This window comes from Mesorhizobium sp. M0800 (genome assembly GCF_040320095.1).
Lineage (GTDB): Bacteria > Pseudomonadota > Alphaproteobacteria > Rhizobiales > Rhizobiaceae > Mesorhizobium.
The window spans coordinates 255,282-278,988 of the sequence record NZ_JAMYOZ010000004.1 but is presented as its reverse complement, the minus strand read 5'-3'; the positions used below and the strand labels follow the sequence as shown (position 1 = coordinate 278,988).

Genomic DNA, 23,707 nt, shown 5'->3' with positions numbered 1-23,707 from the left:
GGAACAAACCTACATAGAAACGAGTTTCTGCTGATCGAGATGTGAGGGAAAGCCATGTCCAGACTTGTTTTGGCGGCCGCCGTGCTGCTTGTCGGCGGATCGGCCTTTGCCGCGGACGAAAATCCGGTGCCGCCGCAGAATGCCAAGAAGCTGTCGGAAATCATCGCCAAGGTCGAGCAGCGCGACGACTTCCGCTACATCAAGGAAATCGATTGGGACAGCGATGGCTACACCGTCATTTATTACACGAGCGACAAGGCGAAAGTCGAAATCACCTACGATCCGGTGACAGCCGCGCCGAAATAGTCGCTGCCTGCAAAGGTCAGCATTCGAAAAAGGCGCGCCCGGAGGCACCCGGCCTTGGGCATGCACTTGCGCAGATATGACTTTGATGGCTGACTGCGGTGCTATCATTGCGCGCGGGGGTGGGCATGGCGACGGTAAAGCACGTATTGAAACGCTTTCTGATGATGCTCGCGGGTTATTTCATAGCGGTACTGGTTGGGCTGATCGCGGTGGCGGCGATCTATGGCGGGCTGAGTTCGCTGCCAAATGCGCCGAATTATTTCGACGTCATGGGTGTCACCCCCGTTGCGGTGCTGCTGTTGCCGCCGCTCGGCATGTTCATCTATTTTCTGAGGATCGTGCTGACCGGCCTGCAGACGCTGATCTTCGCACTGATTGCCGAGTTTTTCTCGCTGCGCAGTTTTTGGCTGCACATGGTCTTCGGCGCGGCGGCCGCGGTTGGCGGCTTCGCCTTGATCTGGCCCAGCGTACCGGATGACACGAACCCGGAGCGTTGGGCCGACATCGGCATCATTGCCGCCGCAGGCGTTGTCGCGGGCTTGGTCTATTGGCTCATCGCCGGACGCGATGCCGGTGTCCGGCGTCCATTGTTTCAGCGCTAGAACCGCATTCGTCAGCTTGCCGGCGAACGCACCGCTTCCGTGCCGTCGAGCGCCTGCTGCAGCCTTGTATCGCGGCCGTAGACGTCGTTGAAGTATTCGACCTTGCCGGACAGGTCCGGCCATGCGGTGAAATAGGCGACATAGACCGGGATCTTGCGTGTCAGGTCCTCGGTCGAATGTCCGTGTTTCAGTTTGTCCTCGATGTAGTCGACCGAGGTGCCGAGCACGGCAGCGGCCATGCCGCGCGGATCCTGCAAGCGAACGCAGCCATGGCTGAGCGCACGCATGTCGCGCTGGAAAAACGACTTCTGCGGCGTATCGTGCATGTAGATTGCATGCTTGTTGGGGAACAGTATCTTCAGCTCGCCCAGCGCATTGGCCTCGCTCGGCAGCTGGCGCACGCCGTAGGGTATCTTTGCGCCGTAGGCGCCCCAATTGACCGAGGACGAGGGAATGCGCTTGCCGCGGGCATTGACCACCTCGTAGCCGGCGCGGTCGAGATAGCCAGGATCCCGCCGCAGCCGCGGCAGCATCTCGTTGACCAGGATCGACTGCGGCACGCCCCAATAGGGATGGAAGTCGACCTGCTCTATCTGGTCATAGAAGAAAGCAGTCTGGTTGGTGGGCCTGCCAACCACGGCGCGGGTCTTCAGCTTCTCCTCGCCATCATCGATATAGCTCGCGGTGAAAGCCGGCTGGTTGATGAAGACGCGCGGGCTGCCAAGGTCGGAAGGCAACCAGCGCAACTCTTCGAGCGCAACCCGAACCTTCTGAATTTTGTCGGCCTTGGACGTTCCGGCCAACGATGCAACAGTACGCGGGCCGATGACGCCGTCGCCTTTCATGCCGGCCCGTTTCTGCACCGCCTGGATCACCGGCACCAGCTCCGGATCGTAGACCTCGCTGGTAGCGAGCCTCGCCAGGACCTCGCCATAGGCGCCGCCCATCTCGTCATCGAGATTGCGCGCGATCTTTGTCAAAAGCTTCGGCAGCTCGGGGCTGGTCTGCCCCGGCTTCAACAGCAGATTGGGATCGATGGTGATTTCGTCTTCGGCGCTGGCCTGGAGCGCTTCCAGTTCGACGCGCAGCGCCTGATACTCGGAATTCTGTGGATGCCGTGACTCGAGATAAGTGCGCACTTGCTGGGTATGGGCCAGCGTCTTCAGCACCCCTTCCATGTCGAGCGGCTTCGGCGGAAAATCGTAGTAGCCGGTCATGCGGTTGGGATCGACGCGGCCGCTTTGTGCGTCACGGGCGTAGCGCAGGACACGCGCCGACAGCGCCATCTCGAAGCGGACCAGCTCTTTCAGGCGTTCATCGACATTGCCCGCCGATGTGCCTGCTGCCGGAACTTCGACGGTGTAGTCGGCGGGCGTCAGGCCGTAGCTCGCGGCCTCGCCCAGCACCCGCACGGCATCCTGGGCACGGCTGCTGGGACTGGTTCCCGTCACCCAGATGAAATCCGGATTGGCCGAGTAATAGGCGATCAGCGCCTTGGCGATGTCCTTCTCGGCGTAGAGATCATAGCCGTCGAGGCCGGCAATGGCTTCGCGGAATGCAGCCCCGGTGGCCGCCGGCTCGAAGGCAGCGTCCTGAGGCGTTGCTGGTTCAGGCGCTGCCGACAGTGCCGAAAAATCGACGCGCACCAGCGGATCGCTCTTGTAGGTATAATAGGACGGGCCGCTGATTTGCGCACCACCACCGCCCCCACCACCGGAAGCGGCTGGCGCCTTGGGCTTCGGCTTGTATTTTGACGGTGGCGGCGGAAAGTTACCTTTCGGCGGTGCGTGTTTGACGCCGCCGCCGAAAAGCATGTCGAAGAACCCTTGCGCTTCAGCCTTCGGCGCCCCGAAGGCCAGCATTGCCGCGGCCACCGCAAACGGCAGCACGGTTGCTTTGTTTCCAAGGAATTTCATGGATCACCCGCTCCGGTTGAACCGGATCCCGTTCCGCACCGCTTTCACGGTCTCGCCCACCCCATGGCGGATGTAAGGCGTGACTACACTGATTCATACTGATTTCGTTAAGCTTTCATAAATTTCGGAACGTCTGTTGCAGAACGGTTTCACAACGTCGTGACGGGGGGAGCGAATCCGCCGTCGCTCCCGACCAATGGTAGTGCCCGTGAGCCAAACCTCAAGCGTTGGCGCCGCCGTCGATGGTCAATGCCGTGCCTGTCACGAAGCGTCCTTCGGGACCGGCAAGCCAGGCGACCATGCCGGCGATCTCGTCGGCGGTGCCGAAGCGAGGCATCGCCATCTTCTGGCGCTGATGCTCGGCGTGGGGGCCGGCTGCCGGATTCATGTCGGTATCGGTCGACCCCGGATGGACGACATTGGCGGTGATTCCGCGCGGACCGAGATCGCGTGCAAAGGCCTTGGTCAGGCCAACCAAGGCAGCCTTGCTGGCCGAGTAGGCGCTCAGGCCGGCGTCCGTGGCACGCTCGGCCAGATTGCTGCCGATCGAGATGATCCGGCCACCCTCGCCCATATGCGCTGCTGCCGCCTTGGCGGCGACGAACGGGGCTCTGAGGTTGACCTCCATCGTCTCGTCGAAATCGGCAAGCGACAGGGCATCGATCGGCGCAGCGCGCCAGATGCCGGCGCTGTTGACCAGGATGTCGAGCCGTCCGAAGGCTGTTGCTGCCTCATCGACTGCCGCCTCGATCGCCCCAGCATCGCGATTGTCGGCCTTGATGGCAAAGGCCCGGCCGCCGCCCGCCTCGATTTCCCTGACCACCGCACGCGCCCCTTCCTCGCCATTCACATAGGTGATCGCCACGCCTGCGCCGTCAGCCGCGAGCCTTCTTGCGATCGCCGCACCAATGCCGCGGCTGCCGCCGGTGACGAGGGCGGCCTTGCCGTTCAATCTTCTGGATGACACCTGCTTCTCCATTTTGTAGTGATTGATACATAAATATCTGCCAGCCTTGCTGAACCGCGTCAACCAAATTATGTATCGATCAATACAGAAAGGATGCCATGCCGGAACGAGGCCGCCCCCGCACCTTCGATCGAGCCGCCGCCTTGCGGCGGGCAATGGAAGTGTTTTGGGCCAAGGGTTATGAGGGCGCGTCGATAAGCGACCTGACCGCCGCAATGGGCATCAACTCTCCCAGCCTCTATGCCGCCTTCGGCAGCAAGGAAGCGCTGTTTCTCGAGGCAACCGAGCTTTACACGCGGGTCGAGGGAACCGAGATCTGGTCCGCGCTGGAAAAGGCGCCGACCGCGCGTCAGGCGGTCGAGCGGTTCCTGCGGCAGACGGCCAGGGCCTATTCACAGACCGGTCGCCCGCAAGGCTGCCTGATCGCGCTCGGCGCATTGCACCAGGACTCAAGCCGCGGCGCCATCTGCGATGATCTGCGCCGTCGCCGCGCCGAAAACCGCGAAGCCTTGCTGAGACGGCTCGAGCGTGGCGTGGCCGAGGGGGAGTTGCCGGTCGATTTCGACTGCGGTACGGCCGCGACCTTCTACGCGACCGTGCAGCACGGCATGTCGATCCAGGCGCGCGACGGCGCGTCGCGCTCGGCTCTTCTGGCGACAGTGGCCGGGGCAATGGCAGCTTGGATAGCGATGGCCAGCACCGGGGCAGCGTGACGGTCGAACCCGGCTGACGAGAACGATATTCAGGTCACTGCAGAGACGGCTCCAGCCTGCCGGCAACGAAGCCAACGGCACGCTCCACCACACCCCTGTCGGCGAGAATGCGGCGGTGGCCGAGCCCGTCGGCCCAGTAAAGCCGCACATGGTCGCCGGCGCGCGTGTAGAGCCTTGCATGCTCGGCCGACACTTCGCGGTCGTCCGGCGCGTGGATCACCAGCGTCGGCAGCGGCGTGCTTGCGAGCTGGCGGTCACCGGTGAACTCGTGCAACGGCCGGCCGGCGATGCGCTCGACCCGGTCGGCCATGGCGGCCTGCGAGCGCGAGCCGACATTCAGCATGCGGCTGAAATCAGCGAAGATCGCCGGCAGCGAGCTCGGCGCGGCGATAAGCACCAGCCGCCCGGCCGCCAATCGCGGGATGTTCCTGATCGAACCGGCGACGGCGTTGGCGGCAACGGCACCACCGAAGGAATGGCCGACAATGGCCGCGAACGGCCCGAACCATTCGCCGGCAACCCGTGCCGCATCGACCGCACTGACCAGGGTAAGCCGGCGGCCCTGCGACTGGCCGTGGCCCGGCAGATCGAGCGAGACCACCTTGTAGCCGGCATCGCGATAGGCTTCGATCAGCGTGCGCATGTATTCGGTGCGCGAACGCCAACCATGGATGACGAGCACGGTGCCGGCAGTCGCCCTGCCCGGCTCGGGCCGGAATTCATGCACCATGACGCAGCCGGTTCTGGTCTTTAGCCGGTGATGGCGTGCCTGGGTCATGAAATCGGCGGCGCGATCAATTGCGCGGCGCTCGCCTTTGCTCAAGCTCTTCTCGTGCGGCGTGCGGCAGAACAGCTCGAATGCAGCACGCCCGGTGAGTCGCGGTGCCACATGCTCAGCCACGCCGAACGTGCCGCGGATGACCTTCAGTCCAAATGATGCCATAGTGGCGATCCATTCATTGGTTCAAGCATGAACATAATAGTTCAAACATGAACATTAAGCAAGACCTGCCCTGGGACAACCCGCGTTTTCGCAACTGGGTCGCGGTGGCGCGCGCCTGCCATGTGGTGGAACGCACCCTGGCGGTGAAGCTTGCGCCGCTCGACCTGAAGCCGGCGCAGCTCGACGTGCTGATGAACCTCTACCGTCATCCCGGCATGTCGCAGCACGACCTTGCTCGTCGGCTGCTGGTCGGCCGCTCCAACATCACCATGCTTTTGCCTCAGCTGGAGACCCGTGGCCTGCTGCGCCGCGAGGGCGACGAGAAGGACAAGCGCGTGCTGAGGCTGACGTTGACAGAGGCCGGCGAGGCACTGCTGATGCAGGCGCTGAAGGTCCATATGGCGCTGATCGAGAAGGCGATGAGCCAGTCGACGCCGGAACAATGTGACATGATCGGCGAACAGATGCGTAGGATTGCCGAGGTTTTGAAGACCGCCTGACAGCCCAGTGCTCCACCACCAAATGCTTCACCACATCGATTTTTTCGCGCGCTCGGGCCATTCCTTGTCGTAGACCTCGCCGTCAATGTTCTTGCGGCTGGTGATTTCCAGGATTTGGCCGGGAGTCGGCAGCGATCTCGGGTCGACATGCCTTGCCGGATTCCACAGTTCCGATCGGTGGATGGCGCGGGCGCACTGGAAATAAACCGCATCGATCTCGATGATCGTCACCGAGCGCGCCGGCTTGCCCTCGACGGCGAACGAGGCGCAGAGCCCGGTGTCGGTGGTGATGTGGGCGCGGCCATTGACGCGCAGCGTCGTGCCGGAACCCGGCACGAGGAACAGAAGCGCGACGCGCGGATCGCGAAGGATGTTCCTTAGCGAATCGGCACGGTTGTTGCCGCGCCGGTCCGGCATCATCAGCGTTTTCGGATCGTGGATGCGGACGAAGCCGGCGAGATCGCCGCGCGGCGAGCAGTCCAGCCCTTCTGGCCCGCAGGTTGCGAGCGCGGCAAACGGCGAAGCCTCGATGATAGCTGCGTATTCGCGAATCAGCTGGTCGAGTTCCTTGACCACCGACGCCTCGCCGGGCAGGCCATAGAGCGCTTCAAGCTGTTCGATGCTGGTGATCATGGACATGTTTTCGTCTCCAAAGCTTTGCCGGCGCTACTCCAGATGGATGACGTTTTCACGACAAGTGCCCGTTTGCCGGTCATCAGGAAACGGGTGTCGAGGCAACGCAAACAAGGGCAAACCGCTTTACCTGCATGATCGTGCCAACGGATACGGAGGTCAAAAATGGATAAACCGCTCGACCGGCGACGCACCGCCATGGAACTTATTGAAAACATGTTCAATGTTGAAATGCGTTTCCTGCAATCAGGGCCGGACAGCCTCGATGTGCTTGCCGGCGCATTTCATGCCGAGATTGTCGTGCATGAGCCGCGCTCCCTGCCCTATGCCGGTGACTGGAGCGGCCTCGACGGCGTTGGCGCCCTTTTCCGCAAAATGCGGGAAATCTGGAGCGACGTGGCGGTGGAGGACCTTCAGGTCGCCCAAAACGATGACACGGTGTTCATGAGCTGCTCGCTTTCGCTGACATCGCGGGCCAATGGTGCAACCATCAAACAGCCGTTTGCCGAAGTCTTGCGCTTCAAGGATGACCGGCTGATCGAAGGCACGCCGTTTTATCACGACACCAGCGAGATACTGGCGATCCTGCGTTGACCTGAGAGTCCTGCGGGATCCATTCAACGGTCGCGGCTCAGCCCCTTCTCTTCCAGTTCGGCGAGATAGGCGGCCCAGCGTGCATCCTTCTCATGACCCAGCGTATGCAGGTAATTCCAGGTGAAGATGCCGGTGTCGTGGAAATCGTCGAAGGTGATGCGCACGGCATAATTGCCGACCGGCTCGATCTTCAGAATCGCTACATTGCGCTTGCCGGGAACGGTGACGCGCTGTTCGGGCGAATGGCCCTGTACCTCGGCCGATGGCGAGGCGACACGCAGCAGCTCGGCCGACAATTCGAACGGCTGATGGCCCGGAAAGGTGACGGAAAGCAGCTTGCGGTCCTTCGAGACCCTGAGTTCTTTTGGCGCTGTCATGGTGGTGGATCCTGCGGAGAACTGCCCTTCCCTACGCCGCTTCGCGTCAAGGGAAAAGGCCGCATGGAAAGTTCCGACATGACCTGTCGGCGTCGGAATGTTACCGAAGATCGCGAGCTTCTATCTTGAATGCCACGTTGGCTCGTATCACATAGCCATATATAACGAAGCCGTTCACGGCCACGGGAAGCGCACAAGCATGGATATGATCGATCCTTTCGGTCGCACGATCACCTACCTGCGCGTGTCGGTCACCGACCGCTGCGATTTCCGCTGCACCTATTGCATGGCCGAGGACATGACGTTCCTGCCGAAGAAGGACCTGCTGTCGCTGGAAGAGCTCGACCGGCTCTGCACGGTCTTCATCGAAAAGGGTGTGCGCAAGCTCCGCCTCACCGGCGGTGAGCCGCTGGTACGCAAGAACATCATGCACCTGGTACGCCAGCTTTCACGGCATCTCGAGAGTGGTGCACTGGAAGAGCTGACGCTGACCACCAACGGATCGCAGCTTTCCCGCTTTGCCGCCGAGCTCGCCGACTGCGGCGTCAAGCGCATTAACGTCTCGCTCGATACCCTCGATGCCGACAAATTCCGCCAGATCACCCGCTGGGGCAATCTGGACAAGGTCATGGACGGCATCGACGCCGCGCAGGCGGCCGGGCTAAAGGTAAAGCTCAACGCCGTGGCGTTGAAGGACTTCAATGACGCCGAATTGCCGGAAATGCTGCGCTGGGCGCATGGCCGCGGCATGGATCTGACGGTCATTGAAACCATGCCGATGGGCGAGATCGACGCCGACCGCACCGACCAGTATTTGCCGCTGTCGCTGCTGCGCGCGGCTCTCGAACGCCAGTTCACGCTAAGCGACATTCCCTACAAGACCGGTGGCCCGGCCCGCTATGTCCAAGTCGCCGAGACCGGCGGACGGCTGGGCTTCATCACGCCGATGACGCATAATTTCTGCGAAAGCTGCAACCGGGTCCGGCTGACCTGCACCGGCACCCTTTATATGTGCCTCGGCCAGGAAGATGCGGCCGACCTGCGCGCGCCGCTGCGTGCGTCGGAAGGCAACGAGCTGGTCGCCGATGCCATCGACGAAGCAATCGGCCGCAAGCCCAAGGGCCACGACTTCATCATCGATCGCCGCACCAACCGTCCGTCGGTGTCGCGGCATATGAGCGTCACCGGCGGCTGATTTTTCGCCGATTTCGTGCAAGAATAATCGCCTTGGTATCGGCGCGAGGCAAGGCGTGCAGCGGTTTTTTGCAGTCCTGACGTTTTTCGGAGTGATGGCGGGGACCACGGCAGTTGCCGCGCCATTTACCTACACGAACGAGCGCTTCGGTACCATCTGCACCTTTCCGGATGAAATCTTCACTCTTCGCCAGCCTGAGCCGGACAATGGCGATGGACAACAATGGCTCACTGCCGATGGCGCCAGCCTGATCTGTTCGGGTATCCTCAACATCGATGATGACACCCCGACAGCCTTCGTCTCCGCCGAGAGGGCCAGCAAGGAACCTGGCTACAGGATCACCTACAGCAAGACCGGCAAGAACTGGGCGGTGCTGTCGGGCATCAAAGGCGGGAACATCTTCTATGAACGCCGCCTGTTCGGAAAAGACGGTGTCATCCGCACGGTCTGGATCGACTACCCGCCAGCCCTGAAATCGAAATACGACCCGCTCGTCGATGCGATCGCCGGCAGCCTCAGGGGACCGTGAGCGCCGGCGACGTCAGAACTTATTGGCAGCCTATTGTTTTTGCTAGCGAGTCACGGTTGTTGGCGCGTGTAGTCATATCGTACGGCAAGCCATTTTTTGCCGCTGCCATTGGCCTGGAGGAAATGTTGCTCGGCCACTTCGTGATTGTCGCCGTCCCTGGAAATGACGAAATCGGAGGCCGTGAACCGCCCTTCGACCTCCGGGCCGAAGCCGACGAAACCAAGCGGCTGGAACAGCAGTGAAATCTTGCCGTCCTCCTCGCCACCAAAACTCCAGGCGGGCATGATCCCTGCCGGGAAACGGGTGTCCATGGAGACATACTTCCAGCGGCCCTCCACCCGGTCATAGCTCAAATAGGCTATCCGCTGGAAGTCCGGCATTTTCGACCCGGGCGCCGGGCGCATCACCTCCTGCATGAAGGAACCGATCATCGTGCGCTCGGCCACCAGCCCCGTCATCACGATCGGCTGGGCGCCGGGCGTTGGCCAGATCGTGTTGACGACGGACCATTTCCCGACGCGGCGAGCGAGCTCATCCGCTTCGTGACCCGGCGTGGACATCCGTTCGACTGCCGACGCCGAAGCGCCGTTCTCGGCGAACGCAGGCGCTATCGCCATGAGGATAACCGCCAGGGCAGAAGAGAACCGGAAAGCCGACGAAACATGCCGCCTGCTGCCTGTGCCAAGCCAGTCCGCATTGCCTCGTGCATTCATCATGGACCATCTCCCCAACACGATCAGAAGCTTACAATGACCAATTTGGTGAATCTTGCCGAGCAAATTTGATCTCGTCGAAAAATTTTCCTCGAGCCGCAGTGTGATAAATTTGCCCTCCGAACCCATCCTTTAGAACGGCACCTTTTTTGGGGTCACACCCAGAAAAGGTCTTGTCCGCAAACGGTCACCGGATTTACCGCAAGCCCATTCGGGCCTAGCCTCTGCTCTGGAGCGGTTCTTCGCCCAGTGGGGGAATACGATATGCGCAAACTCATTCTTTCTCTTGCATTGCTCAGCCTCGCGGCCCTGCCCGCGGCGGCTCAGTCGATCGGCGGCACCTATGCCGTGGCCGGCACCAATTTCGATGGGTCGTCCTATCGTGGCGACGCCACGATCACGCTGACCAGCGAGACGACCTGCACGATCCATTGGGAGACAGGCGGCTCGTCCTCGGACGGTATCTGCATGCGCAACGACGATGCCTTCTCCGCCGGCTATGTCATGGGCAAGGCGGTCGGTCTAGTCGTCTACAAGGTGCAGGAAGACGGCTCGCTGCATGGCCTGTGGACGATTGCCGGCAAGGAAGGCAACGGCACCGAGGTACTGACGCCCAAATAAGCCCTGCCGCTCTTGCGCGGCAGATGTCACGGGCCACAGAAAGGCTGTGGCCCAGCCCTTTGACGTTGCTGTCTTGTGGGTGCCTGCTAGACGCTTGCTGCAGGACTCACCCGGTAATCGCCTTGCCTCTTTCGCCAAACCTCCGCGGCGCGTTGTTCATGATGGTGGCCATGGCTGGTTTCACTCTCAACGACGCGATCACCAAATTCTCATCGGAATCGATGAGCATGGCGCAGGTCATGCTGATCCGCGGCGCCTTCGCTTCGCTTTTCGTTAGCCTGCTTGCGTGGCAACGGGGCGCGCTTGCCCGGCCAGGTTCGATGCTGCAGCCGACCGTTGCGCTGCGCGTCGCCGGCGAGGCCGGCGCCACCGTGTCGTTCCTGGTTGCTCTGGCACATCTTCCGATTGCCAATGTCTCCGCCGTGCTGCAGGCGCTGCCGCTGGCGGTGACGATGGGCGCCGCGCTTGTGTTCAACGAGGGCGTCGGCTGGCGGCGCTGGCTGGCTATTGCCGTCGGTTTTGCCGGCGTGCTGATCATCGTGCGGCCGGGCTTCGAAGGGTTCAGCGTCTTTTCTCTGTTGGCGCTGGCCAGCGTCGCATGCTGCGCGGTGCGCGATCTCGCTACCAAGCGAATCCCGCAGGCAATTCCGACATTGCTGGTGTCGAGCGCCACCGCCCTTGCCATGACAGTTCTGGGCGCGGCATTGCTTTCGCCGATGGGCGGCTGGACACCGATGACAGGACAAAGCACGGCGTTCCTGGCGCTGGCGGCGGTGCTCGTGCTCATCGGCTATCACTTCATCATCACGGCGATGCGGGTGGGCGATATCTCCTTCATCGCGCCGTTTCGCTACACCGCCCTGCTCTGGTCGATCCTGCTTGGCTTCACGATCTTCGGCGATGTCCCCGATCTGCCGATGATCCTCGGTGCCACGATCATCATCGCGTCAGGCCTCTATGCACTCTACCGCGAACGGATCGTCGGCCGGCGAAAAACAGCCGCCGAAAGCGCTGGACCGGACATGGCGCCGGACGGCATATAGAGTGACTGTCGACGACTGTCTGATTTGAAAACTGGATTTTGGGTCTAGGCAGCAAACCATGGGCCGACATATTGCAGGGATCATTCTGGCCGGCGGCCGATCGAGTCGGATGGGTGGCGGCGACAAGACGCTGCTTGCGCTTGGCGACGGTACCCTGCTCGACCGTGTCGTTTCGCGCCTTGGCCCGCAGGTCGGACCGCTTGCGCTAAACGCCAATGGCGATCCGACACGGTTTGCCGCGACGGGGCTTCCGGTGCTTGCCGACACTGTCAAAGGTTATGCCGGGCCGCTTGCCGGGATCCTGACCGGCCTCGAATGGGCTTCCGACACGACCTGCCAGGCGCTGGTCACGGCTGCCGGCGATACGCCTTTCCTGCCCAGGGATATGGTCGAGCGGCTGCTCGCGGCAGCCGACGAACGCCCCGGCTCGATTGCGGTCGCCTGTTCCGGCGGCAAACGGCATCCGACCTTTGCACTCTGGCCGCTAGGGTTAGATCAGGTCTTGCGACAATTTCTCGTCGAGGAAGACAACCGGCGCGTTGCGGCGTTCATCGACCGGCACGGTTTTGTCGAGGTGGAATTTCCCATCCTGAAATCCGGCGGGGCCGAGATCGATCCGTTCTTCAACATCAACACTCCCGACGACCTTGCCCAGGCCGTGCATCTGTTGCAGAGCATCGAGCCATGAAAAGACGTATTTTCGGCATCACCGGCTGGAAGAACTCCGGCAAGACGACATTGACCGAAAAGCTGGTAGCCGAACTCGTCCGGCGCGGCTGGAAAGTGTCGACGGTAAAACACGCCCATCATGATTTCGACATCGACAAACCCGGAGCGGACAGCTTTCGCCACCGGCAGGCGGGAGCGATGGAGGTCGCGGTCGTGTCGGGCAGGCGCTGGGCGCTGATGCACGAATTGCGCGGCGAGGACGAGCCGACGCTAGACGCGATCCTGTCACGGCTGGCACCGTGCGACATCGTGTTGGTCGAGGGTTACAAGCGCGAAGCGCACAAGAAAATCGAGACGAGACGGCTCGAGGCCAAGGACCGGACACCGCTCTCGGCAGGCGATCCACACATTGTCGCCATCGCCTCCGACTTCCCCATTGTCGGCGAAGACCTGCCGGCCTTCGATCTCGACGACACGAATTCGATAGCTGACTTCATCGAGCGCGCCACAAGCCTGTCGCGCTGAAAATGCGGCAGAAGACAGTTTCCGCCCACTTGCTTTCCAATTTAGGCGTCTGACCCAGCGTCATCGCTTTCTAAACATGACCTTCCCTCAAGCGACGGTTTTGCAGTTGCTTTTTCTTGGGAAAGAATGGGAGTATCGCATCAGCGGGCGGTCAAAAGCACCGCCCACAGAGCCGTTCGGGAACGACGGCCGGGACCAACAGAGAGGACCATTATGCGTATTGCACTGCGTATCGCGCTTGCCGCTTCGGCTGCGCTGCTGACGCTTGGCGTTGCCCAGGCCCAGGAAAAGACCTTGAGGATCGGCACCGAGGGAGCCTATCCCCCATTCAACAATCTGACAGCCGACGGCCAGCTCGTAGGCTTCGATATCGACATTGCCAAGGCGCTCTGCGACGAGATGAAAGTGAAGTGCACCTTTGTCGCGCAGGACTGGGACGGCATCATTCCCGCCCTTCAGGCAGGCAAGTTCGACGCCATCGTCGCGTCGATGTCGATCACGCCGGAACGCGCCGAGAAGGTCGACTTCACCCACAAATATTACAATACGCCGCCGGCGATTGCCGCGCCCAAGGACACCGACATCAAGGGTGTCACCAAGGAAGATTTGGCCGGCAAGACGATCGGCGTGCAGGCGTCCACCACGCATTTCAACTATTCGACCAAGACTTATACCGACAGCACCGTCAAGCCGTACCCGACCGCACAGGAATACCAGCTCGATCTGGCCAATGGCCGGCTCGATGCCGCCAATGACGACATCGTCGTGCTGCAGCAATGGCTGGATTCGCCGGACGGCGCCTGCTGCAAGCTGGTCGGCACAATCAAGCCGGTCATCGAAATCCACGGTCCGGGCGCCGGCATTGCCGTGCGCAAGGGCGAGACCGACCTGGTCAACCAGTTCAATGCGGCGATCGACGCCATTCGCGCAAACGGAAAGTACAAGGAAATCAACGACAAATACTTCAAATATGATGTTTATGGCGGCGAGTCCTGATCGACCGACATACGAGGACTTGAACGGCGGGAGATTCCCGCCGTTCTTATAAGGATGCCGCGCACGAGGGGTGACGCGGCACGGGTCTCAAAGAGCCTTAAGGAGAACAGGCAGGCGGATGCAGAGCGCACTGACGCTTCTCAGTTGGGGACCCGAAGGCTGGCTCGACGACATCGCCGCGGGTGTGTTTGTCACAGTATGTCTTGCGCTGGCCACTCTGCCCTTCGGGCTGACGCTCGGCTTTTTCGTGGCGCTGGCCAAACAATCGGAAGAGCCGTCGCTGAGACTGGCCGGGAACATCTACACCACGATTTTTCGCGGAATACCCGAGCTGCTCACCCTATTTCTCATCTTCTTCGGCATCCCATTGATCCTGCAGTACATTGTCCGGCTGGTGAGCCCTGGCACCTCCGCCGACGTCAACAGCTTCGTCGCCGGCATGATCGCGCTGTGCTTCATTTTCTCCTCTTATTCCAGCGAGGTGTTTTTATCCGCGTTCCGCGCGATTCCAAAAGGGCAATATGAGGGAGGCTATTCGGTTGGCCTGTCCAGCGGCCAGACGATGCGGCTGATCGTGTTGCCGCAGTTGATCCGCATCGCGTTGCCCGGACTTGCCAATCTCTGGCTTATCCTGCTCAAGGACACCGCGCTCGTCTCGGCCGTTGGTCTCAACGAGATCCTCAGGCAGAGCGGGGTTGCCGCGCGCGTCACCAAGCATGCCTTCCTGTTTTACGGTTTTGCCGGCCTAATCTATCTCCTGCTGGCGATCGTCTCCTCCTTCGGCATCAACGCGATCGAACGAGCGGTCGGCGGCAGCGAGGTCAAGAGATGAGCCTTGCCACCGACACGCTGAAAGTCGACCGGCCGCCGCCGCCCGCACGCGGCTGGTCGCGTCAACGCATCCTCGGCCATGTCCTGGTCGGCCTGTGGATCGCTCTCGGCATTGGCATGGTCGTCTACCTGGTCGCTGCGTGGAACTCGGAGTTCTTCCAGAAATATGCACCCGGCTACATATCCGGCCTCGGCGTCACGCTGCTGCTGGTTGCCATCTCGATTGTGCTTGGCGCGATCCTGTCGGTGCCGATCGCCTATGCACGCATGTCGAAGAACCCGATCCTTTCGGGGTTCGCTTATGCCTATGTCTATTTCTTTCGCGGCACGCCGCTGTTGGCGCAGACCTTCCTGGTCTACTACGGGGTCGGCTCCTTCCGGCCGGAGCTCGAGATGGTCGGACTGTGGGGCTTCTTCCGCGAAGCGTTCAACTGCGCGATCTTCGCCTTTTCGCTGAATACGGCCGCGTACCAGGCCGAGATTTTGCGTGGCGCAATCGAGAGCGTGCCGAGGGGCCAGTGGGAAGGTGCCGCCTCGCTCGGCCTGCACAAACTGCAGACGATGTGGAAGATCATCCTGCCGCAGGCGCTGATCGTCGCGTTGCGCCCGTATGGCAACGAGATCATCCTGATGATCAAGGGCTCGGCAATCGTCGCCATCATCACGGTCTACGATTTGATGGGCATCACCCGGCTCACCTATGCGCGCACCTTCGACTTTCAGTCGTACATCTGGGCGGCGATCATCTATCTGATCATCGTGGAAACATTGCGCCACGGCGTCGAGTGGATCGAACGGCGCATCACCATCCATCTGCACCGCTGACTCCCATCGCCTTGCCTGATCCGGTAAGAAGACCGCAAAGCAGGCTTCTAAGGGATTCGAAAACATGGCTTCGGTGGCATTTCTTGGTCTTGGCGTCATGGGCTATTCGATGGCCGGACATCTCAAGAACAAGGGCGGTCACGACGTCACCGTCTACAACCGCACCAGGGCCAAGGCCGAGCAGTGGGTTGCCCAGCATGGCGGCAGCTTCGCCGCGACACCAGCCGAGGCGGCCGCGGGCAAGGACTTCGTCTTTTCCTGCGTCGGCAATGACGACGATCTGCGCTCGGTGACGACCGGTGCCGAAGGCGCCTTCAATTCCATGAAGAAAGGCGCCATCTTCATCGACAACACCACGGCATCGGCGGAGGTCGCGCGCGAACTGGCGCAGCAGGCGCAAGCGCTCGGGTTTTCGTTCCTCGACGCCCCGGTCTCCGGCGGTCAGGCAGGCGCCGAGAGCGGCATGCTGACCGTGATGGTCGGCGGCGAGCCCGACGCCTTCGACAGGGCCAAGCCAGTCATAGATGCTTATGCCCGCATGGTCGGATTGATGGGACCGGCCGGGGCTGGCCAGCTCACCAAGATGATCAACCAGATCTGCATCGCCGGCCTCGTTCAGGGCCTGGCCGAGGGCATCCATTTCGGCAAGAAGGCTGGGCTCGACATCGAAAAGGTCATAGAGGTGATTTCCAAGGGTGCGGCCGGCTCCTGGCAGATGGAGAACCGGCACAAGACGATGAATGCCGGCAAATATGATTTCGGCTTCGCCGTCGACTGGATGCGCAAGGATCTTGGCATCTGCCTCGCCGAGGCCGATCGCAACGGCGCCAAACTGCCGGTGACGGCACTCGTCGACCAGTTCTACAAGGACGTGCAGGCGATGGGCGGCAAGCGCTGGGACACGTCCTCGCTGCTGGCAAGGCTGGAGAAATAGGATTTCACCGTGGCCGAGCTTTCGCCTCAATCCAGCGCCGATGAAATTGTCGCTCATCTGCGCTCGATCGCCTCGGAGGAAAATCGACTTGGCATGCTGCGCTACGGCATCAAGATCGAACGTGCGCTCGGTATCTCGCATGGCGTGCAGCGGCAGATTGCCAAGAAAATCAAGCGCAACCATGAGCGTGCCTTTGAGCTTTGGCAGACAGGCATCATGGAGGCGCAGTTCATCGCTTCCGTGACAGCCGATCCGGAGCGGTTCTCCGCCGCGGATGCAAGACGATGGGCGGCGACTTTCGACTCGTGGGATATCGTCGACGGGGTCTCCGATCTCTTTGTCGATACGGATTGCTGGAACGAATTGATCGCCGAATTCGCGGTCGACGAACGGGAATTCGTTCGACGCACGGCTTTTGCGATGATGGCCTGGTCGGTAGTCCACCGGAAGAAGGAACCCGAGACGACCTTCCTCGAATTCCTGTCGATCATCGAGGCGCATGCGACCGACGGCCGCAATTTTATGAAGAAGGCCGTGAACTGGGCGCTTCGTTCGATCGGCAAGCGATCGATGAATTTGCACGGCCCTGCCCTTGCCGTGGCGCTAAAACTGGCGGCCTCGACAGACAGGACCGCACGCTGGATCGGCAAGGATGCCGTGAAGGAACTTTCCGATGACAAGACGCTCGAACGGCTCGCCGCCAGAAAAGCTTGACCTGAGCGAAGTGCGCTTCACGGAGGTGACGCAATCGACGCGCGCCGATTTCGAAAACCTGTTCGAGCAACCCGGCGGGCCGAAACACTGCTGGTGTATGGCTTGGCGCAATCTCGACCGCCGCGAGCATGTCGAGAACGACGAGAAGAAACGCGCGATGATGACACTGATCGACGCCGGCACGCCGGTCGGCATTGTCGCCCAGATCGATGGCCGGACCGTGGGCTGGTGCTCGATTGCGCCGCGCGAGACCTACCGCAAGCTGTCACGGCAGCAGGACGATAGCGAGATGGGCATCTGGTCGATCGTCTGCTTCTATGTACCGAGAGCGCTGCGCGGCGGCGGGCTGGCAAGCGCATTGCTCGACGCGGCCATCGATCACGCCTTTGCCAAAGGCGCCAGGACGATCGAAGCCTATCCGGTCGACCAGGCGTCGCCGAGCTACAGCTTTATGGGTTTTCGGGACACGTTCGCCGCCCGCGGCTTTCGCGAGATCGGCATGACCGGCTCGCGTCGGCATGTGATGCGGCTTGAACGTTGACCTTGGCGACAGCGGCAGCTTTACTTGCTGACATAGGCCGCAGATCAAGGCTCAACAATGGAGCAGCAATGAAAAACCGTCTCAAATCAGGAGCGATCCTGGCGGCCGCGGTGTTCGTGTCCATTGTGGCAGACAGCGCTTGCGCCGGGACGATGCATATTTTCTGGAAGGATCTGCGCCCGGCGACCCAGGCAGCCGCCGAAAGCGTCGGACTGCCGATGATCGCGGCCAAAATGCCCGATCATGGCGAGACGCTGTCTCTCAATCTGCAGGACAAGATCGTGCAGCTCGCGGGCTATGCGCTGCCGGTCGATCGCGACGGCGATCTCGTCTACCAGTTCCTGCTGGTGCCGTGGACGGGAGCCTGCAGCCATATGCCGACGCCGCCGCCCAACCAGATGGTCCTCGTCACGCCTGCCCACCCTTACAGGATGTCCGAGGCCTACCAGCCGGTTTCGGTGACCGGCGCATTACGGCCGGGCATGGAGAAGAGCCAGCTTTTCATCCTTGACGGCGTCAGCGTCATCCAGTCGGGCTACACCGTGCGCAAGGCCGAGATGGTCAATGTCGACACCGTGCCGGACACGATCACGCTGCCGGTCAACTCGCCCTGGAGTTTCCTCAACAAAAAGAAGAACTAAACAGAAGAATCTCAGGCGGCGTTGGCGCCGGACTCCTTGTCGAGCATCATGTAATCCAGCGGCATCTCGGTCGTGTATTTGATCTGCTCCATGGCGAAGGAAGACGACACGTCGCGGATCTCGATCTTGGCGATCAGCCGCTTGTAGAAGGCGTCGTAGGCGGCGATATCGGGCACCACGACGCGCAAGAGATAGTCGACGTCGCCGCTCATGCGATAGAATTCGACCACTTCCGGGAATTCCTGGATGACCTCCGAAAAGCGCCGCAGCCATTCATGGCTGTGCGAATTGGTGCGGATCGAGACGAACACCGTGACCCGCACATTGACCTTTTCATGGTCGAGGATGGCGACGCGCCGCTTGATGACGCCCTCTTCCTCGAGCTTCTGGATGCGCCGCCAGCACGGCGTCGTCGACAGGCCGACCTTCTTGGCGACGTCGGCGACTGCAAGCGTCGCATCCTCCTGCAGGAGGCGGAGAATTTTTCTATCAAGGCGGTCCATTGGGTGCTCCCCTGATGCAAGTCGTCCAAGTGCGCAGCGGCCTTGGCACAACGACATGCATAAAAACAAGAATTTAACGCGCGTCCCCTCATGCGCGACGCGCTTCGAGGAATGGATTACCATAATCCCTCTTGTTCGAGCCTATTACAAGAAAGAAATTCTGCCGCACAGTACGAAAGCGAGTGATTTCTTGCTGAATGCCTAGCCGAGGCGATAGCGGATTTCCGATCTCAGAAAGGGCAGCAAATCCATTTCAAACCATGGATTGCGCTTCAGCCAGCCGGTGTTGCGCCAGGACGGGTGCGGCAGCGGCAGGACTTTCGGGTCGGTCGCCGCCGCCCAGATGGCACGCCAATCCATGACCGTTTCCGTCAGCGAGGGACGGCGCGCCGCGCCCATATGCCAGCTTTGCGCGTAGATGCCGATCGTCAGCACCATATCGACTTGCGGCATCAGCGCCATCAGCGATGTGCGCCATGCCGGCGCACATTCGCGGCGCGGCGGCAGGTCGGCGCCCTTGGCGTCCTGACCGGGAAAGCAAAAGCCCATCGGCACGATGGCAAACTTGTCCGTGTCATAGAATTCCTCGCTGCCGACGCCCAGCCAGCTTCGCAGCCGGTCGCCGGAGGCGTCGGTGAACGGCATGCCTGTGATGTGAACCTTGGTACCCGGCGCCTGGCTGGCGATCAGGATACGCGCACTCGAAGATGGCCTGAGCACGGGCCGCGGTTGGTGCGGCAGCGGCCTGGCGGCCGGCTTATCGACGCAGATGCGGCAGGCGCGTACCCTCGCCGCCAGGGCTTCCAACTCTTCGGTCATTCGGAACTCATTGTCAGGCGGCGGCACTCGGCCGGCTGGAGATTTCTCGATACCAGCGCAGCACGTTGGTGCACTCTTCGGGTACCTTGATGCGAGCCGGCTTCATGAAGTCGATGGCGACCAGCCCGGTGATGTCGGCGATCGAATAGGCATCGCCGGCGACGAATTCCCTGCCGGCGAGCTCAGTGTCCAGAAACCTCAGGAATTCGATCGCCTTCGGCTTGTTGGCCTCGCCCCATTCCGGGATTTGCGGGATCTCCCATTCCCTCATTGCGGGGTGGATGTGCCGGAACGCCGCGGCGACGCAACCGAACAGATTGAACTCCACACGTCTTTGCCACATCTCGACGATCGCCTTGCCGAGTGCGCCACGCCCGAACAAAGCCGGCTCGGGGTGCAGTTCCTCGAAGTAACGACAGATTGCGACGGATTCGGTGATGACGGTGCCATCGTCGAGCTCGAGCACCGGCAGACGCTTCAGCGGATTGCGCGAGCTGACCGGCTGCTCTTTGTGCTCCAGCGCGCCCATGTCGACGGGCACCAGCGGAACCTGAAGTCCCTTTTCGGCCAGAAAAATCCGAACCCGACGTGGATTGGGCGCGCGCCCGCCGTCGAACAGCTTCATCTCCATCCTCCTCGTCCGTCCCGACGAACTATAGGCACAACTCACCAGAAGCGAAAAATTTCACGCAAGGCATCGCCGATCGACGCCAAGGTGCCGTGCTTTCTTTCGACCAGCTCGTGGCCGTGGCTCTCGCGCCAGTTCTTCGGCTCGTCGAAAGTTCCGCCCCAGATGCCGGCTTTGCCCGCGCGCGCAGCAGCTTCCTCGGTCTCGAAATCGCCAAAGGCGACCGCCCAGCCGGCCTCGACCTGCGCACGGTTGAGATCCTTGCCGCCGGCCTTGCAGTCGCCGAGCAGCCTGCCGTAGCGGTCGCGCTGCCAGCCGCTGCAGGAGACGGCTTTGCCGGCGATCAACCGCACCAGGGACTGCCGCGCGAGCTTGCCGCAAGGATAGTCGGCACCGTCCTTGCGGCAGATTTGCGAATATTCCGGCGCGTCGATGCCACGCATGCGGATACGCTCGCCGCCGAGCGTGATGCTATCGCCGTCATTGACGGTGGCCGCGCCCTCCGTCTTGCGCGTCTCGATCCGGTCGAGGCGCGCCGCCAGGAGGATCAGCAGGCCGAGCACGATGAGTGTCAGCCCATAGTCCATCAGTCGGCGCCACAGGCTTCGCGGACGCGGCGCATAGTATCGCTGGCGCGGCCATCGCGACCACGAACGGCTCATATGGCAAACCGTTGGTTAATCATTCGAACGTAGCTTAACGATTTGAAATTGCTGCCCGCGTAAATTGAAGACTTCATGCCCCTGCAACGCTCGACCACGGCGGACAAGTTTATTGTGGACCGCAGGAAACGCCATCGCAACAGCGATGTCGCGCGCGCGGTCCGCAAGACGCGCGACCGTCTTTCGCAGCAAGCCGGAAATCCCGACTTCGACCGCGAGCTGTTGAAGCTCCACGCGCTTTCGATGACCGGCGGCGTGATCGTCATTCCGCTGCTCGTTCTGGCAACGGCCGCGGCAGGCTTGCTCGCGGGCATCGGCAAGGAGATCGGCGTCTGGGCGCTGTTCACATTCATCTGCTATACCATCGTTGCATTCATGGCCAGACGCGTCACTCAAGCGTCCGAACTCAACCCGCTGGAAACGCATAGGGATTTCCTGATCGGCCATTTTCTGTGCGGGCTTGGCTGGGCCTGGTTCGCATGGCTCGGCTGCGAAACTTGCCAAATGGATCAGTTCCAGGTCGCCAAGGCGGTCGTGCTGCTGCTCGCCATGTCGGCAACCGCGATCCTGGCCTCGTCCCTGCGCGGTGCGCTGTTGGCGACCTTCGCCCTCCCGGTCGCCATCTATGCTTATGCCAGTGCGAAATTATGGATGCCGGTCGAGGCGATCATGGCAGGCTTGCTGATCGCCTCGTTGCCTTTCTTCGCCTATGTAGCGCGCCAGCTCAACCGTTCCTCGCTGATGCTGCTGTCGTTCCGCTCCGAAAAGGATGCGCTGATCGCCGAACTGGAGACGGCAAAATCGATGTCGGACGAGGCACGGCGGCGGGCGGAAGACGCCAATCTGGCGAAATCGCGTTTCCTGGCCTCGATGAGCCACGAACTGCGCACACCGCTCAACGCCATTCTCGGCTTTTCCGAAGTGATGGCCAACGAGGTGCTCGGCCCGATGAGCAACCCGACCTATCGCGACTATGCCCGTGACGTGCACGACTCCGGACAGCATCTGCTCGACCTGATCAACGAAATTCTCGATTTGTCGCGCATCGAAGCGGGCCGCTACCAGCTCAACGAGGAGCCGATGATGCTGCTCTCCGTCGTCGAGGATTGCTGCCACATGATGGAGCTGAAGGCGCGCAACAAGGACATCCGCATCGTCCAGGATTTCGAAAACGCCTTGCCGCGCTTGTTCGCCGACGAACGCGCGGTGCGGCAGATTGCGCTCAACCTGTTGTCCAATGCCATCAAGTTCACCGCCACCGGCGGCGAAATCCGCGTGCGCGTCGGCTGGACGGCGGGCGGCGGGCAATATCTCTCTGTCAAGGACAATGGGCCGGGCATACCGGAAGACGAGATTCCGATCGTGCTTTCGGCCTTCGGCCAGGGGTCGATCGCAATCAAGAGCGCCGAACAGGGCACCGGGCTTGGCCTGCCGATCGTGCAAGGCTTGCTGGCCATGCATGGCGGCGAATTCCAGCTCCATTCCAGGCTGCGCGAAGGCACCGAGGCGATCGCCATTTTCCCGCTGAGCCGGGTGATGGAGGAACTGCCGGCGCTGCCGACCAAGGCGGTTGCCTCGCGCCGGCGCTGAATGCTTAACCGCGGACCGCGGCTGCCATGCCGGAGCTGGTCAGCGCGGCGGCCTTGACCAGGCCGGCGGCAAGAGCCGCCCCTACCGCCTCGCCTTGACTGACGCCCAGATCGAGCAGCGGGCGAAGGCCGAGGCGCTCGGCGGCCTTGGCATGGCCAGACTCCGGCGACAGGCTTGCGAGGAGACAATGATCGAGCGCCGCGGGGTTGGCGGTATGTAGGACACCAGCGGCGGCAGTCACCGCAAACCCATCGAGCAGCACCGGGATCTTCTGCATCCGCGCCGCCAGAATGGCGCCGCAGATCGCGGCGAATTCCCGCCCGCCGACCCGGCGCAGCGCTTCCAGCGGGTCCTTGAGGCTCGCGCCGTGAAACGCGACCGCGGCATCGACCACCTCCGCCTTGCGCTTCTGCATCGCCGCGTCCGCCCCTGATCCAGGGCCGACCCAGTCGGCGCTGGTGCCGCCGAACAGTGCCGTGCAAAGGGCCGCGGCGACAGTCGAATTGCCGACGCCGAGGTCGCCAAGGCAAAGCAGGTCGGTGCCGCCGGCAATCGCTTCCATGCCGAAGGCCATGGTAGCGGCACAACCGCGCTCGTCCAGTGCCGCATCCTCGGTAATGTCGGCTGTCGGAATGTGCAGAGCCAGATCGAACACCTTCAAGCCGAGATCGTTGGCGATGCAGATCTGGTTGATTGCTGCACCGCCGGCGGCGCAGAGCTCGACTGCATTTGCCGTGGCGGCGGCGGGGCGCGGCGAAATGCCGTGGCGGGTGACGCCATGATTGCCGGCAAAGATCGCCACCAATGGCCGCGTCACCGCCGGCGGCGCGCGGCCGCTCCAGCCGGCGAGCCAGGCGGCGATGTCCTCGATGCGGCCAAGCGAGCCTTTGGGCTTGTCTGCCTTGGCAAACAACTGGCGCACGCGGGCCTTGGCCGCCATATCTCCCGGCGGCAGGCTCACCAGGAGGTCGCGAAAATCGTCGAAAGGCAGCGCGCTGGTCATGTCGATGGCGATCGTCCGTGTGAATTGGTGAGCGGCATAGCCGCCTTGGCCAGCCGGCACAACCTCAAGCCGGCACAACCTCCAAGCCTGGCACAACTTCGAGGTATTGACGCGAAAGCACCCATCGGCGGCGTTTCCCGGAGGGCTTGCATTGACTTTGTCGTTGCACCATGT

29 protein-coding genes and 1 pseudogene are annotated in these 23,707 nt (G+C 61.8%); 19 read left to right on the top strand and 11 right to left on the bottom strand.

The window, feature by feature from the left end:
- Positions 1–54 precede the first annotated feature (54 nt).
- Entirely contained in the window at positions 55–306 is a 252-nt protein-coding gene (locus NKI18_RS07925; protein WP_023675031.1) for a PepSY domain-containing protein, read from the top strand.
- Between the two features lie 125 nt (positions 307–431).
- On the top strand, positions 432–908 hold the full coding sequence (locus NKI18_RS07920; protein WP_352615809.1) for a hypothetical protein: 477 nt from the start codon (positions 432–434) through the stop codon (positions 906–908).
- A gap of 11 nt (positions 909–919) precedes the next feature.
- On the opposite strand, the gene NKI18_RS07915 is transcribed toward NKI18_RS07920, so the two are convergent.
- Both NKI18_RS07915 and NKI18_RS07910 read right to left on the bottom strand, forming a co-directional pair.
- Positions 920–2,824: a L,D-transpeptidase family protein gene (locus NKI18_RS07915; RefSeq protein ID WP_352615812.1), complete on the bottom strand. Its 1,905-nt coding sequence runs from the start codon at positions 2,822–2,824 to the stop codon at positions 920–922.
- Positions 2,825–3,044: 220 nt separating this feature from the next.
- Positions 3,045–3,791: an SDR family NAD(P)-dependent oxidoreductase gene (locus tag NKI18_RS07910; protein WP_352615815.1), complete on the bottom strand. Its 747-nt coding sequence runs from the start codon at positions 3,789–3,791 to the stop codon at positions 3,045–3,047.
- 98 nt (positions 3,792–3,889) lie between these two features.
- Here NKI18_RS07910 and NKI18_RS07905 point away from each other — a divergent pair, with 98 nt between their 5' ends.
- Entirely contained in the window at positions 3,890–4,504 is a 615-nt protein-coding gene (locus NKI18_RS07905) for a TetR/AcrR family transcriptional regulator (RefSeq protein ID WP_352615816.1), read from the top strand.
- 34 nt (positions 4,505–4,538) lie between these two features.
- Here NKI18_RS07905 and NKI18_RS07900 read toward each other — a convergent pair whose 3' ends face one another.
- Entirely contained in the window at positions 4,539–5,447 is a 909-nt protein-coding gene (locus NKI18_RS07900) for an alpha/beta hydrolase (protein WP_352456749.1), read from the bottom strand.
- Between the two features lie 47 nt (positions 5,448–5,494).
- Here NKI18_RS07900 and NKI18_RS07895 point away from each other — a divergent pair, with 47 nt between their 5' ends.
- The gene (locus tag NKI18_RS07895) at positions 5,495–5,947 is read left to right on the top strand and encodes a MarR family winged helix-turn-helix transcriptional regulator (protein WP_352448891.1); all 453 of its coding nucleotides are present in this window, start codon (positions 5,495–5,497) and stop codon (positions 5,945–5,947) included.
- A gap of 27 nt (positions 5,948–5,974) precedes the next feature.
- Here the strand turns inward: NKI18_RS07895 and NKI18_RS07890 are convergent, their stop codons facing one another.
- Positions 5,975–6,586 (bottom strand): pyridoxamine 5'-phosphate oxidase family protein, encoded by a 612-nt coding sequence (locus NKI18_RS07890; RefSeq protein ID WP_023675024.1) that lies wholly within the window; start codon positions 6,584–6,586, stop codon positions 5,975–5,977.
- Positions 6,587–6,745: 159 nt separating this feature from the next.
- Between NKI18_RS07890 and NKI18_RS07885 the strand changes: the two genes are divergently transcribed.
- Complete coding sequence (locus NKI18_RS07885; RefSeq protein WP_352615818.1) at positions 6,746–7,174, top strand: nuclear transport factor 2 family protein; 429 nt, start codon at positions 6,746–6,748, stop codon at positions 7,172–7,174.
- Positions 7,175–7,197: 23 nt separating this feature from the next.
- Here the strand turns inward: NKI18_RS07885 and NKI18_RS07880 are convergent, their stop codons facing one another.
- Positions 7,198–7,551, bottom strand: a complete 354-nt coding sequence (locus NKI18_RS07880) for a gamma-butyrobetaine hydroxylase family protein (RefSeq protein ID WP_352456745.1) — start codon at positions 7,549–7,551, stop codon at positions 7,198–7,200.
- Between the two features lie 199 nt (positions 7,552–7,750).
- Here NKI18_RS07880 and moaA point away from each other — a divergent pair, with 199 nt between their 5' ends.
- Entirely contained in the window at positions 7,751–8,746 is a 996-nt protein-coding gene (moaA, locus tag NKI18_RS07875; protein ID WP_352568644.1) for a GTP 3',8-cyclase MoaA, read from the top strand.
- 55 nt (positions 8,747–8,801) lie between these two features.
- Positions 8,802–9,275: a hypothetical protein gene (locus NKI18_RS07870; protein ID WP_352615820.1), complete on the top strand. Its 474-nt coding sequence runs from the start codon at positions 8,802–8,804 to the stop codon at positions 9,273–9,275.
- A gap of 50 nt (positions 9,276–9,325) precedes the next feature.
- On the opposite strand, the gene NKI18_RS07865 is transcribed toward NKI18_RS07870, so the two are convergent.
- The gene (locus NKI18_RS07865) at positions 9,326–10,117 is read right to left on the bottom strand and encodes a DUF1579 family protein (RefSeq protein WP_353019300.1); all 792 of its coding nucleotides are present in this window, start codon (positions 10,115–10,117) and stop codon (positions 9,326–9,328) included.
- A 135-nt stretch (positions 10,118–10,252) separates the two neighbouring features.
- On the opposite strand from NKI18_RS07865, the gene NKI18_RS07860 reads away from it, so the two are divergent.
- The 11 genes and pseudogenes from NKI18_RS07860 to NKI18_RS07810 all read left to right on the top strand — a co-directional run bounded on the left by NKI18_RS07860 (position 10,253) and on the right by NKI18_RS07810 (position 18,328).
- Positions 10,253–10,609 carry a hypothetical protein gene (locus NKI18_RS07860; RefSeq protein ID WP_352615826.1) on the top strand — a complete coding sequence of 119 codons (357 nt, stop codon included), beginning with the start codon at positions 10,253–10,255 and terminating at the stop codon, positions 10,607–10,609.
- A gap of 122 nt (positions 10,610–10,731) precedes the next feature.
- Positions 10,732–11,652 carry a DMT family transporter gene (locus NKI18_RS07855; RefSeq protein WP_352615828.1) on the top strand — a complete coding sequence of 307 codons (921 nt, stop codon included), beginning with the start codon at positions 10,732–10,734 and terminating at the stop codon, positions 11,650–11,652.
- Between the two features lie 58 nt (positions 11,653–11,710).
- Complete coding sequence (mobA, locus tag NKI18_RS07850; RefSeq protein ID WP_023675016.1) at positions 11,711–12,340, top strand: molybdenum cofactor guanylyltransferase MobA; 630 nt, start codon at positions 11,711–11,713, stop codon at positions 12,338–12,340.
- Entirely contained in the window at positions 12,337–12,846 is a 510-nt protein-coding gene (mobB, locus tag NKI18_RS07845; protein WP_023675015.1) for a molybdopterin-guanine dinucleotide biosynthesis protein B, read from the top strand. Before mobA ends, mobB begins: the two co-directional genes overlap by 4 nt.
- 213 nt (positions 12,847–13,059) lie before the next feature.
- Positions 13,060–13,842, top strand: a complete 783-nt coding sequence (locus NKI18_RS07840) for an ABC transporter substrate-binding protein (protein WP_023717637.1) — start codon at positions 13,060–13,062, stop codon at positions 13,840–13,842.
- 118 nt (positions 13,843–13,960) lie between these two features.
- Complete coding sequence (locus NKI18_RS07835) at positions 13,961–14,674, top strand: ABC transporter permease (RefSeq protein ID WP_023675013.1); 714 nt, start codon at positions 13,961–13,963, stop codon at positions 14,672–14,674.
- Positions 14,671–15,498 carry an ABC transporter permease gene (locus tag NKI18_RS07830; protein WP_352615834.1) on the top strand — a complete coding sequence of 276 codons (828 nt, stop codon included), beginning with the start codon at positions 14,671–14,673 and terminating at the stop codon, positions 15,496–15,498. Before NKI18_RS07835 ends, NKI18_RS07830 begins: the two co-directional genes overlap by 4 nt.
- A 58-nt stretch (positions 15,499–15,556) precedes the next feature.
- Positions 15,557–16,432: pseudogene (locus NKI18_RS07825) on the top strand (NAD(P)-dependent oxidoreductase); the annotation flags it as partial.
- Between the two features lie 9 nt (positions 16,433–16,441).
- Entirely contained in the window at positions 16,442–17,146 is a 705-nt protein-coding gene (locus NKI18_RS07820) for a DNA alkylation repair protein (RefSeq protein ID WP_352615835.1), read from the top strand.
- Entirely contained in the window at positions 17,106–17,687 is a 582-nt protein-coding gene (locus NKI18_RS07815) for a GNAT family N-acetyltransferase (RefSeq protein WP_352615837.1), read from the top strand. The genes NKI18_RS07820 and NKI18_RS07815 overlap by 41 nt, the downstream gene beginning before the upstream one ends.
- Before the next feature lie 68 nt (positions 17,688–17,755).
- Complete coding sequence (locus tag NKI18_RS07810) at positions 17,756–18,328, top strand: DUF3299 domain-containing protein (RefSeq protein WP_352615840.1); 573 nt, start codon at positions 17,756–17,758, stop codon at positions 18,326–18,328.
- Between the two features lie 11 nt (positions 18,329–18,339).
- Here NKI18_RS07810 and NKI18_RS07805 read toward each other — a convergent pair whose 3' ends face one another.
- From NKI18_RS07805 to NKI18_RS07790, 4 genes are all read right to left on the bottom strand, one after another.
- Entirely contained in the window at positions 18,340–18,831 is a 492-nt protein-coding gene (locus NKI18_RS07805; protein WP_023675006.1) for an Lrp/AsnC family transcriptional regulator, read from the bottom strand.
- A 201-nt stretch (positions 18,832–19,032) separates the two neighbouring features.
- The gene (locus NKI18_RS07800) at positions 19,033–19,650 is read right to left on the bottom strand and encodes a uracil-DNA glycosylase family protein (protein ID WP_502894919.1); all 618 of its coding nucleotides are present in this window, start codon (positions 19,648–19,650) and stop codon (positions 19,033–19,035) included.
- A 13-nt stretch (positions 19,651–19,663) separates the two neighbouring features.
- Positions 19,664–20,275 carry a glutathione S-transferase gene (locus NKI18_RS07795; protein WP_352615842.1) on the bottom strand — a complete coding sequence of 204 codons (612 nt, stop codon included), beginning with the start codon at positions 20,273–20,275 and terminating at the stop codon, positions 19,664–19,666.
- A 41-nt stretch (positions 20,276–20,316) separates the two neighbouring features.
- The gene (locus tag NKI18_RS07790) at positions 20,317–20,940 is read right to left on the bottom strand and encodes a thermonuclease family protein (RefSeq protein ID WP_352615844.1); all 624 of its coding nucleotides are present in this window, start codon (positions 20,938–20,940) and stop codon (positions 20,317–20,319) included.
- Positions 20,941–21,015: 75 nt separating this feature from the next.
- On the opposite strand from NKI18_RS07790, the gene NKI18_RS07785 reads away from it, so the two are divergent.
- The gene (locus NKI18_RS07785) at positions 21,016–22,530 is read left to right on the top strand and encodes a sensor histidine kinase (protein WP_352615847.1); all 1,515 of its coding nucleotides are present in this window, start codon (positions 21,016–21,018) and stop codon (positions 22,528–22,530) included.
- Positions 22,531–22,534: 4 nt separating this feature from the next.
- Here the strand turns inward: NKI18_RS07785 and NKI18_RS07780 are convergent, their stop codons facing one another.
- Positions 22,535–23,533 (bottom strand): nicotinate-nucleotide--dimethylbenzimidazole phosphoribosyltransferase, encoded by a 999-nt coding sequence (locus NKI18_RS07780; RefSeq protein ID WP_352616171.1) that lies wholly within the window; start codon positions 23,531–23,533, stop codon positions 22,535–22,537.
- Between the last annotated feature and the right edge of the window lie 174 nt (positions 23,534–23,707).

What these genes read in the sequence shown, in the direction of transcription:
- NKI18_RS07800 (WP_502894919.1), bottom strand. Translation starts at nt 19,650, where the DNA reads ATGACCGAAGAGTTGGAAGCCCTGGCGGCGAGGGTACGCGCCTGCCGC.
- NKI18_RS07835 (WP_023675013.1), top strand. Translation starts at nt 13,961, where the DNA reads ATGCAGAGCGCACTGACGCTTCTCAGTTGGGGACCCGAAGGCTGGCTC.
- NKI18_RS07865 (WP_353019300.1), bottom strand. Translation starts at nt 10,117, where the DNA reads ATGGGTTCGGAGGGCAAATTTATCACACTGCGGCTCGAGGAAAATTTT.
- mobB (WP_023675015.1), top strand. Translation starts at nt 12,337, where the DNA reads ATGAAAAGACGTATTTTCGGCATCACCGGCTGGAAGAACTCCGGCAAG.
- NKI18_RS07830 (WP_352615834.1), top strand. Translation starts at nt 14,671, where the DNA reads ATGAGCCTTGCCACCGACACGCTGAAAGTCGACCGGCCGCCGCCGCCC.
- NKI18_RS07895 (WP_352448891.1), top strand. Translation starts at nt 5,495, where the DNA reads ATGAACATTAAGCAAGACCTGCCCTGGGACAACCCGCGTTTTCGCAAC.
- NKI18_RS07810 (WP_352615840.1), top strand. Translation starts at nt 17,756, where the DNA reads ATGAAAAACCGTCTCAAATCAGGAGCGATCCTGGCGGCCGCGGTGTTC.
- NKI18_RS07860 (WP_352615826.1), top strand. Translation starts at nt 10,253, where the DNA reads ATGCGCAAACTCATTCTTTCTCTTGCATTGCTCAGCCTCGCGGCCCTG.
- moaA (WP_352568644.1), top strand. Translation starts at nt 7,751, where the DNA reads ATGGATATGATCGATCCTTTCGGTCGCACGATCACCTACCTGCGCGTG.
- NKI18_RS07885 (WP_352615818.1), top strand. Translation starts at nt 6,746, where the DNA reads ATGGATAAACCGCTCGACCGGCGACGCACCGCCATGGAACTTATTGAA.
- NKI18_RS07880 (WP_352456745.1), bottom strand. Translation starts at nt 7,551, where the DNA reads ATGACAGCGCCAAAAGAACTCAGGGTCTCGAAGGACCGCAAGCTGCTT.
- NKI18_RS07785 (WP_352615847.1), top strand. Translation starts at nt 21,016, where the DNA reads ATGCCCCTGCAACGCTCGACCACGGCGGACAAGTTTATTGTGGACCGC.
- NKI18_RS07915 (WP_352615812.1), bottom strand. Translation starts at nt 2,824, where the DNA reads ATGAAATTCCTTGGAAACAAAGCAACCGTGCTGCCGTTTGCGGTGGCC.
- NKI18_RS07925 (WP_023675031.1), top strand. Translation starts at nt 55, where the DNA reads ATGTCCAGACTTGTTTTGGCGGCCGCCGTGCTGCTTGTCGGCGGATCG.
- NKI18_RS07920 (WP_352615809.1), top strand. Translation starts at nt 432, where the DNA reads ATGGCGACGGTAAAGCACGTATTGAAACGCTTTCTGATGATGCTCGCG.
- NKI18_RS07840 (WP_023717637.1), top strand. Translation starts at nt 13,060, where the DNA reads ATGCGTATTGCACTGCGTATCGCGCTTGCCGCTTCGGCTGCGCTGCTG.
- NKI18_RS07795 (WP_352615842.1), bottom strand. Translation starts at nt 20,275, where the DNA reads ATGAAGCTGTTCGACGGCGGGCGCGCGCCCAATCCACGTCGGGTTCGG.
- NKI18_RS07900 (WP_352456749.1), bottom strand. Translation starts at nt 5,447, where the DNA reads ATGGCATCATTTGGACTGAAGGTCATCCGCGGCACGTTCGGCGTGGCT.
- NKI18_RS07815 (WP_352615837.1), top strand. Translation starts at nt 17,106, where the DNA reads ATGACAAGACGCTCGAACGGCTCGCCGCCAGAAAAGCTTGACCTGAGC.
- NKI18_RS07805 (WP_023675006.1), bottom strand. Translation starts at nt 18,831, where the DNA reads ATGGACCGCCTTGATAGAAAAATTCTCCGCCTCCTGCAGGAGGATGCG.
- NKI18_RS07890 (WP_023675024.1), bottom strand. Translation starts at nt 6,586, where the DNA reads ATGTCCATGATCACCAGCATCGAACAGCTTGAAGCGCTCTATGGCCTG.
- NKI18_RS07790 (WP_352615844.1), bottom strand. Translation starts at nt 20,940, where the DNA reads ATGAGCCGTTCGTGGTCGCGATGGCCGCGCCAGCGATACTATGCGCCG.
- mobA (WP_023675016.1), top strand. Translation starts at nt 11,711, where the DNA reads ATGGGCCGACATATTGCAGGGATCATTCTGGCCGGCGGCCGATCGAGT.
- NKI18_RS07905 (WP_352615816.1), top strand. Translation starts at nt 3,890, where the DNA reads ATGCCGGAACGAGGCCGCCCCCGCACCTTCGATCGAGCCGCCGCCTTG.
- NKI18_RS07780 (WP_352616171.1), bottom strand. Translation starts at nt 23,533, where the DNA reads ATGACCAGCGCGCTGCCTTTCGACGATTTTCGCGACCTCCTGGTGAGC.